The sequence below is a fragment of the Caulobacter sp. GW821-FHT10A06 genome (genome assembly GCF_059415805.1).
In genome coordinates this window covers 244,762-268,965 of sequence record NZ_JBWKNY010000005.1, presented here as the reverse complement: position 1 = coordinate 268,965, position 24,204 = coordinate 244,762, and the positions used below count along the sequence as shown (strand labels likewise).

Below are 24,204 nucleotides of genomic sequence, written 5' to 3'. Positions count from 1 at the left end.
GAACTAAAAATGACGTTAACCCTAAGTTTTAAGCCCAGGTTTACCTTTCGTTCACGGACGCCCTCCCCTCCGCCTCGCGAAACGGTCTAGAAAGCGCGGATCGTCATCGATTCCGGAGCCCCGCCATGGCCGCCGTCACCGTCTGGATCTCCAGCCTCTGCCGCACCGATCCGGGCTATGGCGGCTGGGCCTGGGTGCGCAGGATCGCGGGCGAGACCGGCGCGGCGGCGATCAAGGGCGCGGCCGGCGGCGAACGGCGGACCACCGCCGCCAGCATGAGCCTGACGGCCCTGGCCGAGGCGCTAGACGGGCTCTCGGACCTGCCGGCCGATGCGGCCGTGACGCTGCGCTTCCTGGACATGGACCTGGCCGGCCAGCTGGTCGCCTCGGACGGCGCCTACGCCACGGCCGAGCCTGACGCCTGGGCCACCGCGCGCGCCGCGGTCGCCAAACGTCCCGTTCTGGAACTGGTCCCCGCCTCAAGCGGCGACGCAGCGAGCGGCTTCCTCAACGCCTGGGCGGAGTTTGGCCTGGACACCGCCAAGTCGCGCGGCAGCTTCAAGGCCGCCATCCCCAAGCCGAACCTGATGAAGTTCCCGGGCTAGCTTTCAAACTATTCGGGGCGGCAGCCGACGATCAGGTCCGCCGTCGCCGGATTGCAGGCGAACGGGATATCGGCCAGCGTCGCCAGGCGGATCAGCGCCTTGACGTCGACATCGTGCGGCTGCGGCGACAGCGGATCGACGAAGAAGATCAGCACGTCCAGCCGCCCCTCGGCGATCATCGCCCCCAACTGCTGGTCGCCGCCCAGCGGCCCGCTCTTCAGTCGCACCAAGTTGAGATGCGGCAAAGCCTCCAGGATCCGCCCGCCGGTGGTGCCGGTCGCGAACAGCGCCTTGTCCTTCAGGAAGTCGGCATGGGCCAGCGACCACGCGACCAGCGCCGCCTTCTTGTCGTCGTGCGCCACGAGGCCGATGGCGAGAGGGGCGGTCATGGAAACCTCGAGACTGGCGACCAAAGCAACACACTCAAAACAAGCGATTGCGAACGGCAACAACCATTGGTTAACTACCGCCACAAGCATCGCGGGGGCGGGGCATGGCAATCTATCGTCTCACGGACTCCGAGAGCAAACTCGTCGCGGCTATCGAGGCTGCGGAGATCTGCGACCTTACCGGCGCGCCAAACCGCAGCATCCGGCCCGGAGCCCTGCGGCGCGTGCTGTTTGGACTGCCGGTCGCCAAGGGCCGCGCGGCGGCGGCGGTCGTTTCCATCACGGCCGCCGGCATCCATCTGACCGGCGCGATCATCGCCGACGATGGGTCAGGCGAGCTGAATCTGCGCAATGTCGCCGGCCCGGACGGCGGTGTGTTGCCGCCGCTGATGCTCGAGAGCTGTCAGATCTCGGTGCCTATCAAGCTCGCCAACGGCCGCCTGAGGCGTCTGTCGCTGCTGAACAGCAAGATCACGCACCTGGACGCGCCCGGCATCCAGGTGGAGGGCGACCTGGAGATCTCCGGCCTCTCATCCGCGGATCCGCCCAACGCGCCCACGGGATGCCAGGGCAAGGGCCTGTGCTGGGTCGAACTGCACGGCGCCAGGATCGAAGGCAGCCTGTTTGCCGCCGACTGCCAGTTGGCGACGTTCCCCAAACGCGACCCGGCCGCCCAGGGGTCGCGCCCCTACAGGTACGCACTCGATCTCAAGGTCAGCCACGTCCGCAACCGGGTCGTCCTGACACCGAACTTCCAGGCCTATGGCGGCGTGCAGGTGAGCGAGGTCGGCGCGGACATTCGCGCCGACGGCGCGCTGCTCGTGGCCGAAGAGGATGATGCGTTCGTCGCGGAAGGCGCCCTGATCGGCGGCTCCCTCCTTCTCCGCGCCATGGAGCAGAAGGGCGGTGATTCCCAACCCTTCGTCGCCAAGGGGAGGATCTGGCTGCTCGGCGCCTCGATCGGCGCGGCTCTGGACATGACCGGCGCCCAGCTGGAAGGCGAACTGATGGGCACGCACATCGTCGTCGCCCACGGCCTGCTGCTCGCCACCTATGACGGCGTGCGCAACGGTGCGCCGTACACCTATTCCTTCATGGCCAAGGGCGAGACCAAGTTCCGAAACGGGCATGTGGGCGGCGACCTGGACCTCTCCGGCGCGCAACTGGAGAGCGGCTTGAACGCCGAGGGCATGGACATCGGTGGCGCGGCCTATCTTTGCGGGACCAAGTGCATTCCGAACGGAACGAACAGTCGCCCGTTCTCGTCCGGCGCCGGCGTAACGCTGAAGGGCTCGAAGATCGCGCGTGAGCTGTCCATCACCGGGGCGACGATCGCCGGTGAGTTGGACATGCAGTTGGCCGAGATCGGAGGGCAGCTGGAAATCGGCGCCTTCGACAATCTGCCTACCATTGTCGACAAGACCGCCCGGTTCGCCGGCATCACGGTCGGACGCAGCCTGACCATCCAGGCGACATTGGGTGAGGATCTGTGCCTGGACCATGCCGAAATCGGCGATAGCCTGGGTCTGGGCCTGATCGCGCAGCCCCGCCCGCCCGCCTCGGCCCAGAGCTCCACACCGTCCACGCCCGCGCCTCGCCCCACGGTCCGACTTTGCGGAACCCGCGTCGGCGAGCTCAGCGACGACGACGGCGTCGGTGTCGCCGCGTTCGATCTCAAGATGGAAGGCTTCCACTACGATCGGCTTGAGGAACTTGAGCGGCCGACCGCATCGACCTCGAAAGCACGGCAGCGCTTGCTGGACCTTCAGGACAGGATCAAGCAGCTGTCGCCCTCCGGCAGGATCCGATACGTGATCCCGCTGGCCTTCTTCTTCGCTGCGCTCGTGCTGCTGGCCTACAGCCTTCTCTGGTCTATCGTCGCTTTCGCGCTCTGGACCGTGAGCCTGATCCTTTTGATCATCCGGGACCTATCGTTCCCGCGCGAGATGGTTCATCGCCGGGTCCAGTGGCTCTCGCTTCAGCCCCGCGACAAGTTCGGCGACCCTATCTACCGACCCGAGCCTTTCGAGCGCCTGACGCGCTATTTCCGGGCGCAGGGCCTTTACCAGGAAGCCAAGGTCGTCGTCCGCGAACGCCTGACGATAGAACGCCGGCAGAAGACGTTTGTACTTCTGCGGCCCTATGCCTGGCTCTACGGCAAGGCGTTCGACTACGGGATGAGCCCCAGCCTGGCGCTGACCATGTTCTTCTTCTGTGTCCTGATCGGGTCTGTCGGAGCCTACGTCGCCGACAAGGGGATCGATCCCGCCTACGCGCCAGCGCCCTTAGACCAAGCCTGGCTGCCGCGAATAGACCCAGTTCTGGTGCTCGACGCAGAGCCGGTCAATCCAGTCGCTTCAAGCGAGGGCGCCGCCTTCATGGGCCAGGAAGCCCCTCAGGCCACGACCGAGATCCCATGCGGCAACGAGATCGAGCCCCTGATCTATGCCTTGGATGTCTTCGTCCCGGCCCTTGACCTGCGTCAGGAGAGCCGATGCGCCGTGACGACCGACCCGGCGGCTTGGGTCTGGCGCGCGCTTGTGGTGATCTATTCCGTGCTGGGTTGGATCGTGACGTCGCTGACCCTGCTGACCATCACCGGCACGCTACGCCGACACGCCGAGGGTTGAACTCCAGATCGCCATCGACGCCACACGCCAGGCCCGCTATCTGCGCCTCATGAGCGAAACCGAGATCGACGGCCGCCTGTTGCAGCGCTGGCTGCGCACCGATGGGGCCGAGCCTGGCCTGCTGGTCGGCTGCGCCCTGGATGATGGCGAGTGCGACGAACCCCTGGCGATCACCCAGGTCGATCTGGAGCGCCAGGCGATCGTCTGCGGCCGCGTCCGCATCCCGTTCGCCCGCCTCGTCGACTGCCTGCTGGTCGCGCCGCCCGAGCATCCGGCCGTGACGGCGGTCCGGGCCTGCGTCTCGCCGCAAGAGAAGCTGCACCAGCAGATGAAGACCGAGCTGGGCGAGGAATATCCCCGCCCCTTCGCCTCGGTCGAGGACCTGGAGGCCGTGCACGCCGCCGAGATGGCCCGCCGCGCCGGCAAGCTGCCCGAACGCGCTCTGCGGGGGCCGTGGGTGCGGGCGTTGAAGCGCAACGAGCTCTATCGCCAAGGCGCGCAGCTGGCCCAGTCCTGGCGCGAGCTGGCCAACGGCATGGGCGCGCCGTGGTCGGACATCGCCCTGCACCTGGCGTGGTTCCAGCGCCATGCCGGCCATCCGAACCGGGCGATCGAGACGGCGCGCGACTTCTGGGCGTCGAAGGCCGCCGCGTCCCAGACCGAGATCGCCATGCTGGCCACGGTCGAGGCCGCGTCGTGGATCGATCGTTTCGAGCGCAAGGGCGGCGCGCCGCCGGACCTGATCGAGGCCCGCCGCGCGGCCGCCAAGGCCTATGCCATCAACACCACTGATCCGGAGATCAAGGCCGTCTATCAGCGCCTGCAGGCGATCGCCGACGGCCCTGATGACAGTCGGAGAGGCCGCTAGGCGCGTTCCTTGGTCCGCTCGAAGCGCACCTTCGGATAACGTTCGGCGACATAGCCGATTTCCCAGGACGACTTGCCCAGGAACACCGGCTGTTCGTCGATGTCCTGGCCCATGGCCGACCTGTGCTTGTTGACGAAGTCCTCGACGTCAACGCGGTCGCCGCCCAGCCAGCGAGCCTCGGCATAGGGGCTGGCCTCGAAGATGCAGTCCAGCTGGTACTCGTTGGCCAGGCGGTCGGCCATGACCTCGAACTGCAGCTGGCCGACGGCCCCGACGATGAAGTCGCTGCCGATCATCGGACGGAACAGCTGGGTGACGCCCTCTTCGGCCAGGCCTTCCAGCGCCTTCTTCAGGTGCTTGGCCTTCAGCGGATCCTTCACGCGCACGCGACGCAGGATTTCCGGGGCGAAGTTGGGCAGGCCGGCGAAGCGCAGGGTCCCGGTCTCGGACAGGCTGTCACCGACGCGCAGGACGCCGTGGTTGGGGATGCCGATCACGTCGCCGGCGAAGGCGTCCTCGGCCAGTTCGCGGTCGCTGGCGAAGAACATGATCGGCGCGTTGACGCTCATGGCCTTGCCGGTGTTCTGGGCCTTCAGCTTCATGCCGCGTGTGAAGCGGCCGCTGGTCAGGCGCAGGAAGGCGATCCGGTCGCGGTGATTGGGGTCCATGTTCGCCTGGACCTTGAACACAAAGCCCGACACCTCGTTGTCGCCGGGAGCGACATGGGTGTCGACGCCGGCCTTGTTGACCTTGGCCGGATGCGGCGGCGGGGCATAGGCGCCGATGCCGCCCAGCAGCTCTGCGACGCCAAAGTGGCGGAGGGCCGAGCCGAAGAACACCGGCGTCATGTGGCCTTCCAGGAAGCTCTGGACGTCGAACGGCTTGCCGGCCTCGGTGACCAGCATGGCGTTGTCTTCCAGCTCGGCCTTTTCCTCCGGGTCCAGATACTGAACCACCGCATTGCCCTTGAAGGCGATCGGATCGGGATGGCCCTCTTCGTCGGTCGAGCTCTTCTTGGCGTAGGGGATGAACTTGTCGGCGCGCAGGTCCAGCATGCCCTTGAAGCGGCCGCCCGAGCCGGCCGGCCAGTACAGCGGCGCCGGGTCCAGGGCCAGCTTGGACGACACCTCGTCCAGCAGCTCGAACGGGTCCTGGGCCTCGCGGTCCATCTTGTTGATGAAGGTGATGATCGGGATGTCGCGCAGGCGGCACACCTCGAACAGCTTCAGGGTCTGGGGCTCGATGCCCTTGGCGGCGTCCAGCACCATGATCGCCGCGTCGGCGGCCGTCAGGGTGCGGTAGGTGTCTTCCGAGAAGTCTTCGTGGCCCGGGGTGTCCAGCAGGTTGAACATCAGGCCGTCGTGGTCGAACGTCATCACCGAGGCGCTGACCGAGATCCCGCGCTCGCGCTCGATCTTCATCCAGTCCGACTGGGTGCGGCGCGTCTGACCGCGCGCCCGCACGGCGCCGGCGGCCCGGATCGCCCCGCCGGCCAGCAGCAGGTTTTCCGTCAGGGTCGTCTTGCCGGCGTCGGGGTGGCTGATGATGGCGAAGGTGCGCCGACGGGCGGCTTCAGCGGCGGGGGACTTGCTCATGGTCCGGGGGTTACCCCTTCGCCAGCGATTTAGGAAGGGGCGGCGATCCCATCCAGCATCGCCTGGGCCGCCTTGGCGCTGGCGCCGCCATGCGGGCTGTTGGCCAAAATCGTCAACAGCGTGGTCGCTTCGGCCTTCTTGCCGCGGATGATCAAGGCCCGCGCGGTCTCCAGGCGGATGTCAGCGACCTGCGGCGCCAGCTTGTACGACATCAACAGCGCCTGCAGCGCGTTGTCGGACGGATAACGCGGGTCCAGCGCCCGGCTGCGGGCGAAGGCGAACAGCGTCTGGTAGCGGGTAGGGTCCAGTTGGAAGGCGCGCACCAGCAGACCGCCGGCCTCGTCATACAGAGCCTGGCGCTTGGCGGGATCCGCGTCGCCGGCCTTCATCCGCTGCTGGGCGTCCAGCATCAGGGCGTCGACGTCGTTGGGATTTGCCGCCAGGCGCTTCTTCAAGATCTCCGCGCCAACCGCCGGATCACCCAGCACGATCTCGGCGCGCGCCAGGGCCAGGTCGGCGAAGGCGTCGCCGGCATAGCGGGGCGCCTTGGCGCGGATCGTGGCGAGCACATCCGCCTTGGCGCTGTCGGGCACGCCCGTCCGCACGTCCAGGTCCTCCAGCATCAACTCGGCCGACGGCGGCATCGCGGTCATCTTGACCTCGGCCTTGGCGCGCTTGGAGCGGTCGATCTCGCGATAGTGGCTGGCGCCCGCGTAGTAGAAGCGCATGGCCTTGTCCAAGGCCTGCGGCGTCAGGCCGGTGGCCTTGGTCATGGCGTCGACCGACTTCTCGCCCTTGGCCATGGCGGCGATATAGGCCTCCAGCTGCGGGGCGCGGGCGGGCTCGGCGTAGAAGTAGTGGGCCAGCAGCCAGGCCTGGGCGTAGAACGCCATCCGCTTAGCCTCGGGGATGTCGCTGACCCGCTCGCTCAGCACGTCCGTCCACGGCAACCACTTCTCGTTGGTCAGGCTGTATTGCCGCTGCGCGTTCGGCTTGCCGACATCGGCGCTGCGATCTTTGATATCGGCCGTCATCAGATACTCGGCGTAACCCTCGACGAACCAGGCCGGATAGGTCGACGGGAAATGCCGCAGCATCAGATAGTGCACGTACTCGTGCTGCATGATCGTCTGGTCGTCGGCCCGCAGGCCGATCGCGAAGGTCTCCTCCGGCGACGCCGAATAGAAACCCGCCGTCCCCGACGAGATCTCCGGCGACACGCGGCGCAGGTCGGCCAGACCGCCCGACACCAGATAGACCTTCAGCTTGCTCCCGTCGGCCGGCGACTCCAGGCCATAGAGCGTCCAGAACAGGTCGTCGAACGCCTCGAGGTTCTCGGCCGCCTTGCGCAGGGCCGTCGTGTCGCCGTTGCCATAGACCACGAAGTGATTGGTTTCGGCCTTGGACCACTTCTCGGCCAAGGCAGGGCTGCTCATGACCGCCAGCAGCGAAAGGGCGCCGGCCGCCATGCCGACGCAACGAGAAAACCGCACGAAATCCCCCGACACAAACAGTCCCGTAAGCTTAGCGGATCTCCGCCCTCAACTGAAGCTTGCGCGGTCAGCTCTTCTTGTCGGCGGCCGGCTTGTCTTCCGGCAGCGCCTTCAACAGAGCCTGGGCCGCCTCGGCTTCCGGACCGCCGTGGGGGCTGCCAGCCAGGGGCGTCAGCACCGTGCGGGCGGTGTCGTATTCCTTGAACTGGACCAGCGCCCGGCCCGCGTCCAGGCGCAGGTGGCCGACCTGGGGCGCCAGCGTCATGGCCCGCACCCGGACGTTGACCATGTTGTCGTTCAGCGGCTCCAGCTGCTTGGCCTCGGCATAGCCGTGCAGCACGCGCGGATCGTCGGGCTCGATCTTGAAGGCGCGGGCGAACAGCTTGCCCGCCTCGCCCAGGATCTCCTTGCGGTGCTCCTTGTCCGCGTCGGCGACCATCAGGCGGCTTTCGCCCAGCACGACCAGGGCGTCCTTGTCCTTGGAGTCCTCGGCCAACAGCGCGTTCAGGATCGCCTCCCCCGCCGCGCGGTCGCCGAACTGGGTCTCGGCCTGGGCCCGCACCAGCCGGGCGAAGCGGTCGGTCGGATAGCGGGCGGCGGCGGCGCGGATCGACGCCAGCACGCCGGCCCGGTCGTCCTTGCCCACGCCCAGCTTCAGCCGCTGATAGTCCAGCAGCAGCGCGTCGGCCGAGAGCGGCAGGCTGGTCACGGTCATCTGGGCTTCGGCCGGCGTGACGCGCGGCAGCGCCCCGGCCGGCAGCGGGCGGTCCAGGTAGGACTTCAACGCGTTACGCAGGCCGTCCATGTCCTGGCCATAGACCTTCTGCCAGGCCTCGGTCGGCTTCTGGCCTGTGCGCACCGCCTCCAGGAACGGGCTCAGCTTCTTGCGACGCTCGGGGTCCGACAGGATGTAGTGGGTCAGCAGCCAGGCCTGGGCGTAGTAGCTGTTGGTTTCCCACTTACCGAACTCGCTGGGACGCTTGGTCAGCAGGTCGGCCATCGAGACCCAGCTGGAGCCCGGCGCCACCAGGCTATAGGCCCGCCCCTTGTTGTAGCCGCCCACGACGAAGCGGTTCCAGCCCAGGTCGGTGGTCATGTAGTACTCGGCATAACCCTCGACGAGCCAGGCCGGATAGGCGCTGGGATAGTAGCGCAGCATGAAGTGGTGCACGTACTCGTGCATGACCGTGTCGTCGCCGCGGTTCGGGTCGTTGTCGTCGGACACGCCGTCGCGGATGGCGATGGTGAACACCTCGGTCGTCGCGGGGATGTAGACGCCTTGCGTCCCCTCGCGGGCCCAGGGCAGGACGCGACGCAACTGGCCCAGATCCGAGACCAGATAGACCGGCAGCTTGATCGGCGGTGCGTCCTCCGGAGGCTGCTTGTGCAGCCGGCGCAGGACGGAGTCGAAGTCCTCCAGCATCGAGGCGTACTGGCGCACCGCCTTCTCGCTGCGGCCATAGACCACGAAGTGCTCGGTCTCGGCCCGTCGCCATTCGGCGCTGGCCGTGGCGGGCGCCAGCAAGGCCAGGCCCAGCAGCGCGGCCGACAGTTTCCGGATCATTGGCCAGAGTCCTTGGGATTGCTCTCGCTGGACGGCGCTTCGCTGCCGATCTTCTGCAACAGGGCCTTGGCCTGCTTGGCTGTCTTGCCGCCGTGCGGGCTGTTGGCCACGGGCTTCAGAAGCGCCGCGGCGTCGCCGTTCTGGCCACGCGCGATCAGAGCCTCGGCCTCGGTAATGGTGATGTCGGGCACCTGCGGCGCCAGTTCATGAGCCCGATCCAGCACGTTCAGGACGTTGTCGCTGGGATATTTGGGATCCAGCCTGCGGCTGAGCGCATACCCGTACAGCGTCTGGAAGCGATCGGGGTCCAGCTTGAAGGCCTGGCCCATCTTCAGGCCCGCCTCCTTGTACAGCACCTCGCGGCGGGCGGCGTCGCGGTCGCCGACGGCCATGCGACCCAGCCCCGCCAGCTCGAAGCCCTCGGGATCGTCGGGGTGCTCGGCCGTATAGGCGTCGACCAGCTTCAGGCCCTGCTCGCGATCGCCATAGGTCAGCTCGGCGCGCGCCAGGGTCAGGCGCGCCAGCGGCGCGTCGGGATAGCGCTCGGCCCCACGCCGGGCCTGGGTCAGCAGCCCCTGCCCCCAGGCCTTCATCTCTTCCTTGTACTCGGCGATCCGCTTGGCCGTCGCGCCGGGGGCGTCCTCGTCGACCTCTTCATCGGCGCCGAACAGGCCGGCCCGGCGCAGGCCCTGGCTGACCAGCAGCAGGTCGTCGGCGGCCGGCGGCATCGGCGACAGCTTGATCTGCGGCGTCGGGAAGTTGCTGACGGTGTAGTCGGTGAACTTCAGCGCGCCCATCATGTAGCCGCGCAGCTCGACCTGCAGCTTGCCCGGCGACATGCCCGTGATCTCGGTCATGGCCTTGATCGGATCGGCCCCGCCGCCGACGGCCTTCATATAGGCCTGCAGCTGCTGGTAACGCGCCGGGTCGCTCATGAAGTAGTGCGTCAGCAGCCAGGCCTGGGCGTAGAACATGAAGGGCTCGCTGCCCGACAGTTCGAACGGCCGCTTGCTCAGCAGCTTCTCCATCGAGACCCACGGACCGTTGCGCAGGTTTTCGCCGCGCATGGCGTTGCGGCCGACCTGGATCTTGGTGTCGTCCATCACCGCGCTGCCGAAATACTCGGCATAGCCCTCGGTCAGCCACGCCGGATAGCCGTAGGGGAAGTAGCGCAGCATGAAGTGGTGCACGTATTCGTGCTGGATGACCGTGTTGCTTTCCTTCTGGCGCCAGGCCACGGCGAAGACGTCGTTGGGGCTGGTCGAATAGAAGCCGGCGACACCCTCGCTCAGGCCCGGGACCACCGTCTCGAAGCCGGCGCGGGAGACGACCAGGTAGATCGGCAGCTTGCGCACCGCGTCGCCGTCCAGCGGCATGCCGTGCAGGTAGCGCAGCAGGCCATCATAGCGCTCCAGCTTGACGACATAGTCCTTCAGCTGGGTCGAGGTGACGTCGCCATAGACGGTGAAGTGCGGGCTCTCGGCGCGGGTCCAGCGGCCCTTGGCCTCTTGCGCCCAGGCATTGCCCGTCAGGGCAGTCGCCGCCAACAGGCCAACCACCGCCGCCACGCCCTTGCGCCCTATCATGCGCGTACCCCTCAGCCCGCAATCTGGGATTGAGGCTAGGCGGGTTCGAGGCGCCGGTGCAAGGGGGTTCGAGGCGCGACCGAAGCCGCGCCTCGACACAGTCCTAGAACTTCGCCGAGATCCGGGCGTACCAGAGGCCGCCATCGGTGTCGTACGGCGCGTTGCGCGAGTAGATCAGACCGCGCGAGGCCTGGAAGGTCGCCTCGTCCGGATAGGTGTCGAACAGGTTCTCGGCGCCCACGGTCAGCTTGATCTGATCGCTCAGCTCGGCGCTGACCGACAGGTCGACCAGGGCCTTGCCGGCGAAGTTCTGGATCAGATCCGCCGTACCGTTGGCCTGAGCGTCGGTCCACTCGCCCGACCAGCGGGTGCGGATCATGCCGCTGAAGATGCCGCGGCTGTAGTCGAACGTCACGTTGGCGGCGTTCTGCGGCAGGCCGTTCTCCAGATTGATGCGCGACAGGTTCGAGACCTCGGTCAGCTTGGAGCGCGTGACCTTGGTGTCGTTCCAGTTCCAGGCCGCCGTCACGCCGGCCTTGCCGCCCAGCAGCTGGCCGCGCCACGAACCGACGACGTCCACACCTTGCGTGCGGGTGTCGAACGAGTTGGTGAAGTAGCTGACGGTGGTCAGGCTGTCAGCGCCGGGCACGCCGGCCGCGACCAGCTGGGCCCGCAGCGCCGGGGTCACCGTGAAGTTCGGCGACACGGCGAAGCGGTTGTCGACGTCGATGCGGTAGTAGTCGACCGAGGCGGTGAAGCCGCCCTGGCGGAAGACGAAGCCCAGCGACAGGTTCTTGGACTCTTCCGGCTCCAGCGGCTTGCCGCCCAAAGCCTGCGAGATCGGGTTGATCGGCGACAGGCGGCCCGAGGTGAACAGCAGCAGGGTCGTGGTGTTCAGGCCCTGCGAGGTGCGGGTGTTGTTGATCTGGCCGGCGGTCGGGGCGCGGAAGCCGGTCGAGACCGCGCCACGGATGGCGAAGTTCGGCGTGAACTCATAGCGCGCGGCGATCTTGCCGTCGGTGGTCTGGCCGAACTCCGAGAAGTCCTCGTGGCGGATGGCGATGTCGGCGCCGAACTTGTCGGTGATCGGCAGGTCCAGGTCGACATAGCCGGCATAGCTGGTCTGGTTCCACGACCCGGCCTGGCTGGGGGCGTAGCCCGGGAAGCCGTTCGAGCCGCTGGGCAGGCCGGCCGGCGCGCCGGGGCCGACGTCCCACGAATAGCGGTCGCCCGCCTGGATCTCGTAGGTTTCCTTGCGGGCTTCCAGGCCGACGGCCAGGTTGGCCGGCTTGGCCAGGAACGACCATTCCAGCGGACGCGAGGCGTCCAGGTTCAGCGTCTGCTCCTTCTGGATCAGCGTGCCGGCGTCGAAGCTGGTCGGCGACTGCGGACCGAACGAGGCGTTGATGCTGTTGTTCAGGAAGTAGTCGACGTCGTCGCGGCCCCAGTTGATCGATGCGTCCCACGACCAGCCCATGGCGTCGCCGCGCAGGCCGCCGGCCAGCGAGGCGTTGGTTTCGTCCTGACCGAAGATCGGCGCGAAGCCGCCCGGATACAGCTGGTTCAGCGACCAGCCCGGGAAGGCCGGGCTGGTGCGGTACGAGGTGTCGTTCGACGGGTTGCGCCAGTTGAAGTCGGTCTCGCCGTGCATGTCGCTGTACGTGCCGAAGGCGTAGCCTTCGACATTGTCGCCCATCGGCACGACCAGGTTCAGCGAACCGCGCCAGACTTCACGATCGGGCTGGCCCCAGCGCTGGACCGGGTTCTTGACGTTGATCGTCGGGTTGGCGGCCTGGAAGGCGATGGCGTCCGGACGCTGGCGGGTGCGCGAGGTGGCCTCGGCCTTGGTGTAGTCCAGCGCGCCGACCAGCGAACCGCCGTTGCCGATCGAGACGCCGTAGCGGCCGCCGACCTCGGTCTTGTCGCCGTCGCCGGCATAGTAGCGGCCGACCTGGGCGTGGCCGTCGAAGCCGACCTGGTTGCTCAGCAGGATGTTGATCACCCCGGCGATGGCGTCCGAACCGTACTGGGCCGAGGCGCCGTCACGCAGCACTTCGATGTGGTCAATGCCGCTCGTGCCCAGCGAGGCCAAGTCCACGCCCTGCTGACCACGGCCGCCCAGGACCGCCGAGCGGTGACGGCGCTTGCCGTTCACCAGCACCAGCGTCTGGTCGGGCGACAAGCCGCGCAGGGTGGCGGGACGCACGAAGGCCTGGCCATCGGCGGCCGGCAGGCGCTGGACGTTGAACGACGGCGTGGTGGCCGCCAGCTTGTCCATGATCTCGTCCGAGACCGTGTTGCGCAGGGCTTCCTGGCTGACGACGTCGACCGGCGCCGCCGACTCGAAGGCCGTGCGGTCGACCCGGCGCGTGCCGGTGACGACGATGGTGTCGACCTCGGCTGCGGCCGTGTCGGCAGCGGCGACCTGCTGGGCCTGGGCTTGGCTGGAAAGGGCCAGAGCGAGCACGCTCCAGGCGACGGTGGACAGAAGCTTCATCGTGAACCTGCACTGTTTGGTTTCAGCGCGGGGTAGCGATGGGTGTTGTCGGACAGGCGACGGACTGATGTCGGCCAGATGAAGGCTTGGAACGGCGTTCGCCGAAACCTTGGGCGCAACCGTGACCGCGCCCTGTCCATTTCGCTCAAGGAAGCGACAAAAAGCCCCTATTCGAAGAATGGGTTTGGAGTCATGCTTCCCGTGTTCCGCACCGACGACGTCAGATCGCCGGACGAATGGAGGAAATCGAACGATGGCCCTGCTTGACCATCATCGCGACCACGGTCGGCGTCACCCCGCCACCAGCGCGCTGTGCTTCGGCATCACCCTGGCCGGACTTGTCGTCCTGGCGATGACGCTGAGCTGGCTGTTTACGCTGATCCGGTTCTAACGCTCTAGGCGGCCAGGCGCCGCCAGACCTGACGGTCGGCTTCGAGATTGGTGAGCGCCCCGGAATTCTGGCGCTGTAGAAGCGCGGCCATGATCTCGATGCTCAGTTGCGCATAACGCACCTGGACATCTTCCTTGCGGCAGCCGCGACCCGGCGCGATGAACAGCGCCGCATTCACGCCCGGCCCCTTGGCCATGATCAAGGCCGCCAGGCGTTCGGCGCGTTCAACATCCTTGTGCGGCAGCAGCGGCTCTTCGGCGAACAGTTCCTTGCCCAGTTCCCCGACATAGTTGAGCGACAGCGCCGCGAAACGGTCGCGAGCCATCGGCGGCGTCAGTTCTGCCGGGTCGAAACTCAGGATCACGTCGTTCATCAGGAAAAGCATGGCGAGCACTGGGGGAGCGTTTTGGAGGCCCGTCCAAAATGCCTCAAACACGCTTTAGGTCCGGTTTAGGAGCAGGGTTAACGCTGCGCCTAAGTCGAGTTCTCCACAGACGCTCCACCTAAGAGATTCAAATCCCGCCGGTTTCAGGCCTCGACGGGTTCCGTCAGGAAGTGGCGACCGTCGCGGTCTTCGATCTCGACCACCCAGACGTCCGGATCGATCCGGGCCGCGCGCTCGGTATAGGCGTCCAGGTCGGGCTCGAACTCCGAACGGACCGGCTGCATCCAGAAACGCTCGCCGTCGCCGCGCGTGGCCTCGCTGAAGAGCTTGGCGGTTCCAGCCCGGCGGTCGACCACCTTGACCAGCACCGCCCCCGCCCGCTGGTCGCCCTTGCGGGCCACCATGGCGAAGGCGCCGCCCAGCTCCGCGCGGCGGATCAGCGCGCCTACCCAGATATCCGTCGACAAAAGCATCCGCTAACCGAACCGCAACCACAGCGCCCTATAGGTCGCCCTTCAAGTCTCGAAGCATACGAGCAAATGACGCCAAGTACGCACCAGAAAGGTCGCGGGGCGCGATGGGTCGGGGTGTCGATCGGGCTGGCGGTGTTCGCCTTCCCCACGGCGCTGTTCGCCAACGCCGCCGACCAGCTCTACGAACGCACGCTGATGACAGCGGCCGATGGCCGCTGCCGGCTGTTCACGCCCACCGTCTCGGCGGCCCTGGACGCCTCCCGCGCCCAGGCGCGCGGCGCGACCCTGCGCTCGGGCGCCAGCGAACAGCAGGTCACCGCCCTGGAACAGCGCGCCCGCACCAAGGCCGCCGGCGCGGCCTGCAATTCCAACGACCTGACCCTGGCCGCCGGCCGCGTGAAGAAGGCCTTCGAAGGCTATTCGCAGATGCTGAGCCAGGTCTATCCGGGCGACGTCGCGTCCTGGAAGGCCGAGCGTTCGGTCTCGGCGACCATCCCGGTCTGGCGGCTGTCGCAGCCGTCCAGCTTCGGCGGCGACCGCCTGATGTTCGGCCTGGCCGGCCGCGCCAAGGCCGTCACAGCCGTGGCCACCTTCGACAACGGCCAGCGGCCCTATGTCGCGCGGATCATCGTACGCGACACCAACCGGACCCTGGGCCCGTACATCGCTCGCGGCGCCGGCCGCAATCTCTCTGGCAAGGTCGCGCCGCGCAACGCCAGCCTGGTGTTCACGGCCGAGACCCGCGAGGAAGCCCCCCTCACCCTGCTGCCGACCGGCGCCAAGACTGGCCTGGCCTTCCGCTTCCCGACGGCGGCGGCCGACGCGATCTCGCAACTGGATCCGCGCGAAGCGGTGACGGTGGAGTTCGCCTTCACCGGCCGCGGCGACGAAGTCACCCGCAAGGCCTATGTCGAGGTCGGGGATTTCGCGGCGGGACGCGCGTTCCTGCGCTAGACCCGCTTAGCGCGGCGCGAAGGCGATGACGTTATCGCCCAGGGCGGCCGGCGGCGGCGCCGGCGGGCCGTCTTCGGGGGTGGCCAGGTCTTCCACGGCGATCGGCTCCGGCGCGGTCGGACGCAGCGGAGTCAGCAGCACCGGCAGGCGCACCGACACGCTGGTGCCCGCGCCCAGGCGGCTCTCGATCAACATCTCGCCGCCATGCAGCTTGGCGAAGGCGCGGACCAGCGACAGGCCCAGGCCCGTGCCCTTGGCGCGTTGCTCGACGCCGCCGGCCTGCTCGTAGGGACGGCCCAGGCGCTCAAGGTCCTCAGGGGAAATGCCAACGCCGGTGTCGGCGACGATGATCTCCAGCACGCCGTCATAGCCATGGGCCGTGACCGTCACCTGGCCGCCGCGCGGGGTAAACTTCAGGGCGTTGGAGACGAGGTTCAGCACGATCTGCTTGAGGGCGCGGCGGTCGGCGTCGACCTCCAGCTCGCCCGGCGGCAGCACGCCGCGCAGCTGGACATTGGCGGTGTCGGCCTGGACGCGCAGCAGGCGCATGGCCGCCTGCACCGCCTCACGGGCGTCGAAGATGCCGCGTTGCAGCTCGAAGCGCTCGGCCTCGATCTTCGACATGTCCAGCACGTCGTTGATCAGGTCCAGCAGGTGGCCGCCGCTCTCGTGGATCAGCTCGGCATATTCGGCATAGCGGTCACTCAAGGGACCGAACATCCGGCCGCGCATGATGTCCGAAAAGCCCATGATGGCGTTCAGCGGCGTGCGCAGCTCGTGGCTCATATTGGCCAGGAAGCGGGCGCGGCCGGCGGCCAGGGCCTCGGCGTCGACACGGGCCTGGTCCAGGGAGCTCTCGCGGTTGCGCTCGGCGGTGACGTCGCGCAGCACGCCGACCAGTTGGTTGGGCGAGACGCGGACCAGGTCGATGGCGACGATGCGCTCGACGCCCAGGGCCGGGTTGAAGGTCAGACTGGCCACGCCCTCGCGATGGGCGGCGGCGATGGCGGCGGTCAGGCGCTGGCGATCGCCGGGGGCGGCCGCGCCGGTCAGGCCGCGATTGACCAGGTCGACGGTGGTGACGCCGGGCGGCGGCGCGCCGCGCACGGCGGTCACCTGCCCCTGGCCCTTGATGGCGATGGCCAGGTGCGGCAGGCCGTCCAGCAGGGTTTCGAGCGCCAGGATCTCCGACGCGTTGCGGTCGTCGCGCGCGCCCTGGCGGCGACGGCCGATCAGCAGGCCGGCGGCCAGGCCCAGGCCCGTGGTGACGAGCGCGAGGAAGCCCAGCACGAAGCCCAGCGGCCCCGTCGGCTCGGGCGGGGCCAGGCCGGAAAGTTGGGTCAGGGCGGCCACGCAGCCGCCGATCAGCGACAGGGCCGCGCCTTCGGCCAGGCGGCGGGACTGGTTGGTGATCGAGGCCGCCGCGACCGGGGCCAGGCACCAGGCGGCCATGGCGCCGGAGACGCCGCCGGTCAGCACCGCCGCAAGAGCGCCGCCCACGGCCCACAAGACCAGGATCAGCGACTGGGTGCGCTCGTCGTCACGCGTGAAGATCAGGGAGGCCAGGGCCGGAACCGCGCCCGCGCCCAGGGCCGCCCAGATGGGCCAGCCGCCTTCGTCGGTGAACAGGGTCGCGGCCGCCGCCAGACAGATAGCCGCCAGCCATCCCAGGCGCCATGCATGCGCGGGATTGAACCCCGCCGCGCGAGCGGCTGGGCGTCTGATCGGGTCTGGAAGCGTCTCGAATTCCAAAGGCCGTCGACTTCAAGCGCGGTGCGGGAAGGATCACCGTCGTCAAACCTTAACGCGGCGCAGCCGTTCCCCCAAGGCCGCACAATCGCTGAGCGACCTTTCCTGGTGGACGCGTTGTGGACGGAAACGGATTCGTAAGCGCCTGAGGCGATAGTCCCGGCTCAATCGTCACGGACAGAAGGTCCGGGAGCCTACCATGCCAGAACCGGCGTCCCTGGACGCTTCGATCGTCTCCGCCTTCGCGGACCCGACCTCGGCCGAGCGCCGAGCGGCCGCGATCGAGCGTCGACGTCTGGCTCTGGACGACCGCAAGCGGTCGTTCCTGCGCATGGTCAGCCACGAACTGCGCACCCCGCTGAACGCCGTGATCGGCTTCTCCGAGATCCTCTCCCAGGAGCTGTACGGCCCGCTGGGAAGCCCGCAGTACAAGGAATATGCGACCATCGTCCACGACAGCGGCCTGAAGCTGCTGAAGCTGGTCAACCAGATCGTCGAGATCGCCCGCCTCGAGGGCCACGTTACCGATATCGAGATGACGCCCGAGAGCCTGGACGAAGCGATGGAAGACGTCATCGACGCCCTGGGCTCGGAAATCCGCCGCCGCGACGTGATCGTCCACGTGGTCGGTGAGCGGTCCATGCCGGCGGTCCTGGCCGACAGCCGGGGCCTGCGGACCATGCTCACCAATCTCTTGCAGAACGCCGTTACGCACTCGCCTGCTGGGGGAGTCGTGCATGTCGCCGCCGCCAAGATCGGGCGCGAGGTCGAGATCACCATCCGCGACCAGGGTCCCGGCGTTGAGAGCGCCGAACTGCCGCGCTTGCTGCAGCCCTTCGAACAGGGCGGCTCGACCCTGACCCGCACCAGCGAGGGCGTCGGTCTTGGCCTGCCGATCGTTGACCTGTTGTCTCGCGCTATGGGCGGTCAGCTGAAGCTCTCGTCCAGCCTGGGCGCGGGCTTCCTGGCGCGGCTGATCCTGCCTGCGGCATAGCCCCGCGCTTGCCTTGACGGGGCCAGCCCCCTAATTGGCCGCCATGAGCAGCACCATCGATACCGCCCTCAACGACCTCGCCGACGAGTTCGAGCTCCTCGGCGACTGGGAAGAGCGCTATCGCTATGTGATCGAGCTGGGCAAGGAACTCGAGCCCCTCACCGACGCCGAGCGCTCGGGAGAGAACAAGGTGCGCGGCTGCGCCAGCCAGGTGTGGCTGGTCACCGAGCCCCAGGCCGACGGCTCCCTGAAATTCCGCGGCGACAGCGACGCCCACATCGTCAGCGGCCTGGTGGCCATCATGCTGCGCCTCTATTCAGGCCGCATGCCCGCCGACATCGCCGCCTTCGACGCCAAGGGCGCCATGGACAAGCTGGGCCTGTCGGGCGCGCTGTCCTCGCAACGCTCCAATGGCCTGAAGTCGATGGTCGCCCGCATCCAGCACGATGCGCAGGTTCGTCTTGGCTAACTATCGCGTCGCCGCGCTGTACCGCTTCACGCGGTTTCCGGACCCGGCGGCGATCCAGGGGCCGCTGGCCGCCCTGTGCTGCGGCCTGGGCGTCAAAGGCACCCTGCTGCTGGCCCCGGAAGGCATCAACGGCACCATCGCCGGCGAGGACACCGCCATTGAGGCGGTGCTGGAGCACATCCGCGCCCTGCCCGGCTGCGCGAACCTGGCGCCCAAGACCGCCTGGGCCGAGCGCATGCCGTTCTACCGGATGAAGGTCCGCCTCAAGAAAGAGATCGTCACCCTGGGCGAGCCCGACCTGGATCCGACCGACGCCGGGACCTATGTCGCGCCCGCCGACTGGAACGCCCTGATCAGCGATCCCGACGTCGTGGTGATCGACACCCGCAACGACTACGAGGTCGCCGTCGGCCAGTTCGAGGGCGCGCTGGACCCGAAGACGGCCAGCTTCTCCGACTTCCCCGCCTGGTTCCGCGACTGGCGCCAGGGGCTGGAGACGCCGCCCAAGAAGATCGCCATGTACTGCACGGGCGGCATCCGCTGCGAGAAATCGACGGCCTTCCTGAAGTCCGAAGGCGTCGAGGACGTCTTCCACCTGCAGGGCGGGATCCTCGACTATCTGGAACAGGTGCCCGAGCCCGAAAGCCTGTGGCGCGGCGAGTGTTTCGTGTTCGACGAGCGCGTCGCGGTCGGCCATGGCCTCTCCCAAGGGACCCACGTCCTGTGCCGCGGCTGCCGCATGCCCGTGAGCCCGGAAAGCCAGACCTCGCCGCTGTATGTCGAGGGTGTCTCCTGCCCAACCTGCCACGATCAGCGCTCGGACGATCAGAAGGCCCGCGCCGCCGAGCGTCACCGCCAGGCCGTGCACTGCGAGACCCTGGGGATCGACCACGTCGGCGCGACTTTACCTGTAAAGCAAGGCTGAACCGTTCGCGGCCGCCCCGCGTTGACCCGGCTCCCCTACCCAGCGAGGAGCCGCCCGATGCATACCAACGAAGACCACATCAAGCTCGTCAACGGCCTGGTCGAGACCACGATCGACAGCGCCGACGGCTATGCCGAGGCCGCCAAGGACGCCGACGCCTCGCGTTATCGCGAGCTGTTCGAACGTCGCGCCCAGGAGCGCCGCTCGGTCGCCTCGGAACTGCAGGACGAGGTCCGCCGCCTGGGCGGCGAGCCCAAGGACGACGGCACCATCCTGGCCGCCGCCCACCGCGTGTTCCTGAACCTGAAGGACTCGATCACCAAGGGCGACGAAGCTGTCGTCACCGAGGTCGAGGCCGGCGAGGACCACATCAAGGCCAAGTACGAAAAGGCCCTGCAGGACACCGATGTCGATCCGCAGACCCGCGCGGCGATCGAAAAGGCCTGGACCTCGGTGAAGTCCGGCCACGACCAGATGCGCGACATCAAGCACATGCTGAAGCACTAGCGGCTTCAAGGGGCGGGGCCGAAAGGTCCCGCCCATTTGCTTCCCGGCGCGTCCCACCGCATATGAAGGCCATGGAAGACGCGCTGCGCATCCTCGACGCCCCTCTTGTCCTTGACGAGAGACAGGTCAACCTGATCGCCAAGGCCCTGGCCGACCCGCGTCGTCGCCAGATCCTCAAGGAGGTCGGCGCGGCCAGCGAGCCCTTTCCTTGCGGCGCGATGGCCCAGCACGTGCCCGTGACCGCCGCCACCCTCTCGCACCACATGAAGGAGCTGGAGACGGCCGGCCTGATCAAGATTTGCCGCCAAGGCAAGTTCGCCTTCCTGGTGCTGCAGCGCGACGTGCTGAACGCCTATCTGGCCCAGCTGGCCGAGATCTAGCCGGGCAGCACCGCCACGCCGGGCGTGTCCGACAGCAAGGGCGGGCAGATCACGTCATTGTCCCATTGGTCACTGCCCTCCCAACGGACGTACCAGAGCGAGCCGTCGTCGCCGTAGCCCTGATGGAAGGTGTAGACCGAGCCGTTGAACGTGACCGCGGCGGGGCTCTCCGACATCCCGCACGGCAAGGTGTAGGTCTTGCGCCAAGTGGTAGGATTGGCGGGATCGCCACGCCAGCAGGACATCTTCCCGTCGCTGCTTCGGCAGAAGAACAGGAAGAGATCGTTGCCGCTCACGGTGACGGAAGGACTTCCCACGATGGCGCCGACGCCCATGCTCGGCAGGACCAGGGTGTCCGCGCCCCAGCTGGTTCCGTCATAGGCCGAGTACCAGATCGACCGGTCGGAATGCTCTGGCCCGCGCGAGTCATAGCCGTTGTGGAACAGATAGAGCTTGCCGCGATAGACTGCGGCGCTGGGGCTGTAGGACATGCCGAGCGGAATCTGGGTGTCGCCCGACCAGCTCGTCCCGTCATAAGTCATGTGGAACAGCTTGCCGGAATTATCGCCGTCCTGGTGGAAGACCCAGAGCTTGCCGCCATAGACGACGGCGGCCGGGTTGTGCGACAGGCCCGCGCCCAGGGACTCGTCGCCCGACCACTGGCCGTTCGTGCAGGTCGTGTGCAGCAGGACGCCCTGATTGTCCCCCGTGCCTTGGCGAAAGACGTGAACCACGCCGTTGTAGACCGCCACGGCCGGTCCGCCGGTGATGCCGGCGCCGAGCGCCTTGTCGGCCCAGGTCGCGCCGTCCCAGGTCGCGCACCAGAGCCCGCCGTCATTTCCGTAACCTTGGTGCAGGACGTAGAGGGTGTCGGTCATCGCAATGCCTCCCAAGCTTTTCTTCCGAAAGCTTAGGGCCGATCGCAACCGAGCCGCGTAACCACTTCTAGCTACAGCCGGAAGGTTTACGGCACGACTTCGATCGTCTGCACCGCGATCCCCAGCATTCGCGGATCGGTTCCGACGCGGCGGGCGTCGGGAAGCTCGAAGGCGAAGCGGATGGCCTCGCCCGGCTTCACCAGGTCGCCCGGCACAGCGAAGCGATAGTCCTCGAAACCGGCCGGTCCGATCTCCTGGACGCCCAGCCGGCGCCCTTCGGCCAGAAGGGTCACACGCTGGGGCGTGGCGCCGATCGCCTTGATGTCGACGAAGAAGCCGCGCGCGCCCAGGGTCGCCGGCGCATCCAGCTGGAACTCGGCCCTATGGCCCAGTGTCCAGATGCCATTGCCACCCGGATCCAGCACCGACCAGCCCGAGATCAAGGCCGGCGAGCGCGGCGGCTGGTTCAGATGGATCGACAGCAGCGGCGGACGCGCCGCGCCCAGCTCGCCAGGCGCGACCGGGGTCAGGCCCCTGATGCCGGCCAGGTCGCGACCGCAGATCGCTCCACGCGCAAAGCGATAACAGTCGGTGCGCCGGGTCACGGTCTGCAGGAAACCGCCTTGGCGCTTGCCGCCGGACAGCACGATGGTCATGCGGCGATCGCCAGGGACGGCGTCCCGGGTCAGGACCGGATCGACCAGGTCGCAAGCGGCCGCGTCATTGCTGCGCGCAGTGCCGTAGGTATTCAGCGTCCCGCCGGTGCGCACGGCGATCAGGGCCATCTGCCGCATCACCCGCAGGTCGCGGGAGTCGAGGCTGCAGAAGTAGGTCGGACGAAACACCCAGGCGCGGCCGCGAATAGCCTGGCTCTGCGCGAAGGCGGCCGGCATGGCCAGATCGTCGGGCCCGACGAAGGTGGCGCGCACACCCTGGCGTAGCGGGCTGGTGTCGCAGGCCTGAACCAGCAGGGCGACCGCGAGCAGGCCAAGACCGACGGGACGGCGCAGGCGGCTGACCCAGTTGATGGCGATGGCCGTCAGCAGATAGGCCGGCGCCCAGAAGAAGCGGCCATAGCAGCGGAAGCCGGCGATCACCTCCGCCAGTTGGCCGCTAGGCTTGGGCAAGGCGAACAGGCGCCAGGGACCGGCATAGACGATCCAGCCGATAGCCCAGGCGGTCAGCACCAGCATGGCCAGGATCAGCGGCGCCCAGCGGGCCCAGAAGCCGGCCTCGGGACGGCGGCCGACCGCCAGGTCGCGTCCGACCAGCCACAGCATGGTCGCGACCAGGATCAGCACGCCAAAGCCCAGGAACTGGAAGCCCTCGAACGACTGGCCGCCATTCGGGTCCAAGGTGTGAAGATACCAGCCGCCGGTCCAGTACTGACCGGCCAGCAGCGAGGCCTGCGGCCACACCGGGGCCAGGACGTTCATCGAATACAGGCCCAGCGCGTCGGCGCCGCCGGTCGGCCCCGCGCCATCGCCATAGCCCAGCAGCAGGGCCGAGAAGGCCAGGACGGTCAGAACGCCGCTGGCCGCGACGGCGACCCGCGTCCAGGCGTCCGTCCGGCGCTGGGTCAGCTCAGCCAGCAAGGCCGCGCCAAAACAGGCCCCGACCGGGACCAGGTGATAGGCGTGGACGCCCACGGTCAGGGCCGTGAGGGCCGCGAAGCCGACGACCCGCCGCGCCGTGAGCCCGAAGCGCGCCGACGACACCGACAGGCTCAGCGCCAGCAGGATCAGCCAGTGGCCAGAGAGCGCGATGTGGCCGAACTGGCGGGCGATCCAGGTCGGGAACACCACCGCCAGAAGCCCGCCCAGCAGCAGCGCCGGTCGGCTGCTGACGCCCAGCGACCGCAGCAGGGCGACCATCGACCACGCCTGCAGCGGATAGCTGATCAGCAGGAAGACGCCCAAGGGGTTCAGATACAGCCCCAGGCCCGAGGCCTTCAGCAGGATGGCCAGCCAGGGGATGCTGTCGGTGAAGACGATCGAGACCGGCTTGGGCAGCAGGCCCGAGACCATGGTCGGCGGGAAGGTCCAGGGCTGGCGGACGAAGGCCTCATAGGCCGTCGACATGATGGCCATGTCGTTCTTGGGATTGCTCCAGAACTTGGCCGAGGCCAGCGGGATGTCGAACCCGAACATGAAGCCGCACAGCAGGATCGGGACGATCGTCAGCAGCGCCGCGAAAACGATCGGCTCATACCGCAGGGTCTTCGGAAAACGCATGCAGCTCCCCAGTCACGCCGCCCGTGCTTAGCATCGAAGTCGCCAAGGCACAGCCTCAGCGACGAGATTTTCCCCGCGCCCCCAAGGGTTGACCTTGAGGGCGGAAATGGGGCTGGGCGCCTAGTGCGATGGAGCGACGTGCAACCTAACCCTTGGCCAACGCGCTGGCTGTCTTGCCGTCATACTGACCGCCGAAGCTGGTCTTCAGGTGAGCCATGATCGCCCCGACATTGGCGTCGGGATTCTTGGCCCGGAAGTCGTTGATGGCGTCGCGCAGTTCCGCTTCCGACATCTGCTTCGGGCCATACGAGGACAGGATCGCCAGTTCGGTTTCGGCCGCCTTGGCCCGCTCGTCCACCTTCGACGCATCGCCGCCGGCTTCGATCAGGCGCGCGCGTTCGGCCGCGAGGTTTTCCAGCGTCAGCTTCGTGTTCTTCACGAACTTCGCGACGGTCGCGACAACCTTTTCGTCCGTGACCTCCGTCACGCCGCGCTTGAACTCTTCGGTCGTGATCTGCGTCGCTTCGCCGATCAAGGTGGTGAGCACGTCGGCCTTCAGACGGTCGCTCGCCTTGCGCGCCGCGAGTTGGTCAGCCTTGAGCGCGTCGAGCAAAGCCATGTCGTCGTCCTTTCAATTC

22 protein-coding genes are annotated in these 24,204 nt (G+C 67.8%); 10 read left to right on the top strand and 12 right to left on the bottom strand.

Features of this window, described 5'->3' with window-relative positions:
- Positions 1-125: 125 nt before the first annotated feature.
- On the top strand, positions 126-605 hold the full coding sequence (locus tag AC07NF_RS16010) for a ribonuclease H family protein (RefSeq protein WP_494628985.1): 480 nt from the start codon (positions 126-128) through the stop codon (positions 603-605).
- An 8-nt stretch (positions 606-613) separates the two neighbouring features.
- On the opposite strand, the gene AC07NF_RS16005 is transcribed toward AC07NF_RS16010, so the two are convergent.
- Positions 614-994, bottom strand: coding sequence for a methylglyoxal synthase (locus AC07NF_RS16005; RefSeq protein WP_494628986.1), 381 nt, complete (start codon positions 992-994; stop codon positions 614-616).
- Positions 995-1,098: 104 nt separating this feature from the next.
- On the opposite strand from AC07NF_RS16005, the gene AC07NF_RS16000 reads away from it, so the two are divergent.
- On the top strand, positions 1,099-3,624 hold the full coding sequence (locus tag AC07NF_RS16000; protein ID WP_494628987.1) for a hypothetical protein: 2,526 nt from the start codon (positions 1,099-1,101) through the stop codon (positions 3,622-3,624).
- A 49-nt stretch (positions 3,625-3,673) separates the two neighbouring features.
- Positions 3,674-4,492, top strand: a complete 819-nt coding sequence (locus AC07NF_RS15995; protein ID WP_494628988.1) for a hypothetical protein — start codon at positions 3,674-3,676, stop codon at positions 4,490-4,492.
- On the opposite strand, the gene AC07NF_RS15990 is transcribed toward AC07NF_RS15995, so the two are convergent.
- The 5 genes from AC07NF_RS15990 to AC07NF_RS15970 form a co-directional block, all read right to left on the bottom strand.
- Positions 4,489-6,087, bottom strand: coding sequence for a peptide chain release factor 3 (locus AC07NF_RS15990; RefSeq protein ID WP_494628989.1), 1,599 nt, complete (start codon positions 6,085-6,087; stop codon positions 4,489-4,491). The two genes, AC07NF_RS15995 and AC07NF_RS15990, sit on opposite strands and share 4 nt — an antisense overlap.
- Positions 6,088-6,116: 29 nt before the next feature.
- Positions 6,117-7,580 carry a tetratricopeptide repeat protein gene (locus tag AC07NF_RS15985; protein WP_494628990.1) on the bottom strand — a complete coding sequence of 488 codons (1,464 nt, stop codon included), beginning with the start codon at positions 7,578-7,580 and terminating at the stop codon, positions 6,117-6,119.
- 67 nt (positions 7,581-7,647) lie between these two features.
- A complete protein-coding gene (locus tag AC07NF_RS15980) occupies positions 7,648-9,144 on the bottom strand; it encodes a DUF1570 domain-containing protein (protein WP_494628991.1) in 1,497 nt (498 codons plus the stop codon).
- Positions 9,141-10,730, bottom strand: a complete 1,590-nt coding sequence (locus tag AC07NF_RS15975) for a tetratricopeptide repeat protein (protein ID WP_494628992.1) — start codon at positions 10,728-10,730, stop codon at positions 9,141-9,143. Before AC07NF_RS15975 ends, AC07NF_RS15980 begins: the two co-directional genes overlap by 4 nt.
- Before the next feature lie 103 nt (positions 10,731-10,833).
- Entirely contained in the window at positions 10,834-13,227 is a 2,394-nt protein-coding gene (locus tag AC07NF_RS15970; protein WP_494628993.1) for a TonB-dependent receptor plug domain-containing protein, read from the bottom strand.
- Between the two features lie 253 nt (positions 13,228-13,480).
- Here AC07NF_RS15970 and AC07NF_RS15965 point away from each other — a divergent pair, with 253 nt between their 5' ends.
- Entirely contained in the window at positions 13,481-13,618 is a 138-nt protein-coding gene (locus tag AC07NF_RS15965; RefSeq protein ID WP_492812692.1) for a hypothetical protein, read from the top strand.
- A 4-nt stretch (positions 13,619-13,622) separates the two neighbouring features.
- Here AC07NF_RS15965 and AC07NF_RS15960 read toward each other — a convergent pair whose 3' ends face one another.
- Positions 13,623-14,003 (bottom strand): hypothetical protein, encoded by a 381-nt coding sequence (locus AC07NF_RS15960; RefSeq protein ID WP_492812694.1) that lies wholly within the window; start codon positions 14,001-14,003, stop codon positions 13,623-13,625.
- A gap of 143 nt (positions 14,004-14,146) precedes the next feature.
- Positions 14,147-14,476: a DUF1491 family protein gene (locus AC07NF_RS15955; protein ID WP_492812695.1), complete on the bottom strand. Its 330-nt coding sequence runs from the start codon at positions 14,474-14,476 to the stop codon at positions 14,147-14,149.
- Positions 14,477-14,542: 66 nt separating this feature from the next.
- Between AC07NF_RS15955 and AC07NF_RS15950 the strand changes: the two genes are divergently transcribed.
- A complete protein-coding gene (locus AC07NF_RS15950) occupies positions 14,543-15,430 on the top strand; it encodes a hypothetical protein (protein ID WP_492812696.1) in 888 nt (295 codons plus the stop codon).
- 6 nt (positions 15,431-15,436) lie between these two features.
- Here AC07NF_RS15950 and divJ read toward each other — a convergent pair whose 3' ends face one another.
- Positions 15,437-17,182 (bottom strand): cell cycle sensor histidine kinase DivJ, encoded by a 1,746-nt coding sequence (gene divJ, locus AC07NF_RS15945; protein ID WP_494628994.1) that lies wholly within the window; start codon positions 17,180-17,182, stop codon positions 15,437-15,439.
- Between the two features lie 196 nt (positions 17,183-17,378).
- Here divJ and AC07NF_RS15940 point away from each other — a divergent pair, with 196 nt between their 5' ends.
- The 5 genes from AC07NF_RS15940 (at position 17,379) to AC07NF_RS15920 (ending at position 20,454) form a co-directional block, all read left to right on the top strand.
- Positions 17,379-18,173, top strand: a complete 795-nt coding sequence (locus tag AC07NF_RS15940; RefSeq protein ID WP_492812699.1) for a sensor histidine kinase — start codon at positions 17,379-17,381, stop codon at positions 18,171-18,173.
- Between the two features lie 43 nt (positions 18,174-18,216).
- Complete coding sequence (locus AC07NF_RS15935; protein ID WP_494628995.1) at positions 18,217-18,642, top strand: SufE family protein; 426 nt, start codon at positions 18,217-18,219, stop codon at positions 18,640-18,642.
- Positions 18,635-19,567: an oxygen-dependent tRNA uridine(34) hydroxylase TrhO gene (trhO, locus tag AC07NF_RS15930; RefSeq protein WP_494628996.1), complete on the top strand. Its 933-nt coding sequence runs from the start codon at positions 18,635-18,637 to the stop codon at positions 19,565-19,567. The genes AC07NF_RS15935 and trhO overlap by 8 nt, the downstream gene beginning before the upstream one ends.
- Positions 19,568-19,624: 57 nt before the next feature.
- Positions 19,625-20,074 (top strand): PA2169 family four-helix-bundle protein, encoded by a 450-nt coding sequence (locus AC07NF_RS15925; protein WP_494628997.1) that lies wholly within the window; start codon positions 19,625-19,627, stop codon positions 20,072-20,074.
- Between the two features lie 62 nt (positions 20,075-20,136).
- Positions 20,137-20,454: an ArsR/SmtB family transcription factor gene (locus AC07NF_RS15920; RefSeq protein ID WP_494628998.1), complete on the top strand. Its 318-nt coding sequence runs from the start codon at positions 20,137-20,139 to the stop codon at positions 20,452-20,454.
- Here the strand turns inward: AC07NF_RS15920 and AC07NF_RS15915 are convergent.
- From AC07NF_RS15915 to AC07NF_RS15905, 3 genes are all read right to left on the bottom strand, one after another.
- Positions 20,451-21,332, bottom strand: coding sequence for a DUF8189 domain-containing protein (locus tag AC07NF_RS15915; RefSeq protein WP_494628999.1), 882 nt, complete (start codon positions 21,330-21,332; stop codon positions 20,451-20,453). The two genes, AC07NF_RS15920 and AC07NF_RS15915, sit on opposite strands and share 4 nt — an antisense overlap.
- An 86-nt stretch (positions 21,333-21,418) precedes the next feature.
- Positions 21,419-23,566, bottom strand: coding sequence for a DUF6311 domain-containing protein (locus AC07NF_RS15910; RefSeq protein ID WP_494629000.1), 2,148 nt, complete (start codon positions 23,564-23,566; stop codon positions 21,419-21,421).
- A 145-nt stretch (positions 23,567-23,711) separates the two neighbouring features.
- Positions 23,712-24,185: a GatB/YqeY domain-containing protein gene (locus tag AC07NF_RS15905; RefSeq protein WP_494629001.1), complete on the bottom strand. Its 474-nt coding sequence runs from the start codon at positions 24,183-24,185 to the stop codon at positions 23,712-23,714.
- Positions 24,186-24,204 lie beyond the last annotated feature (19 nt).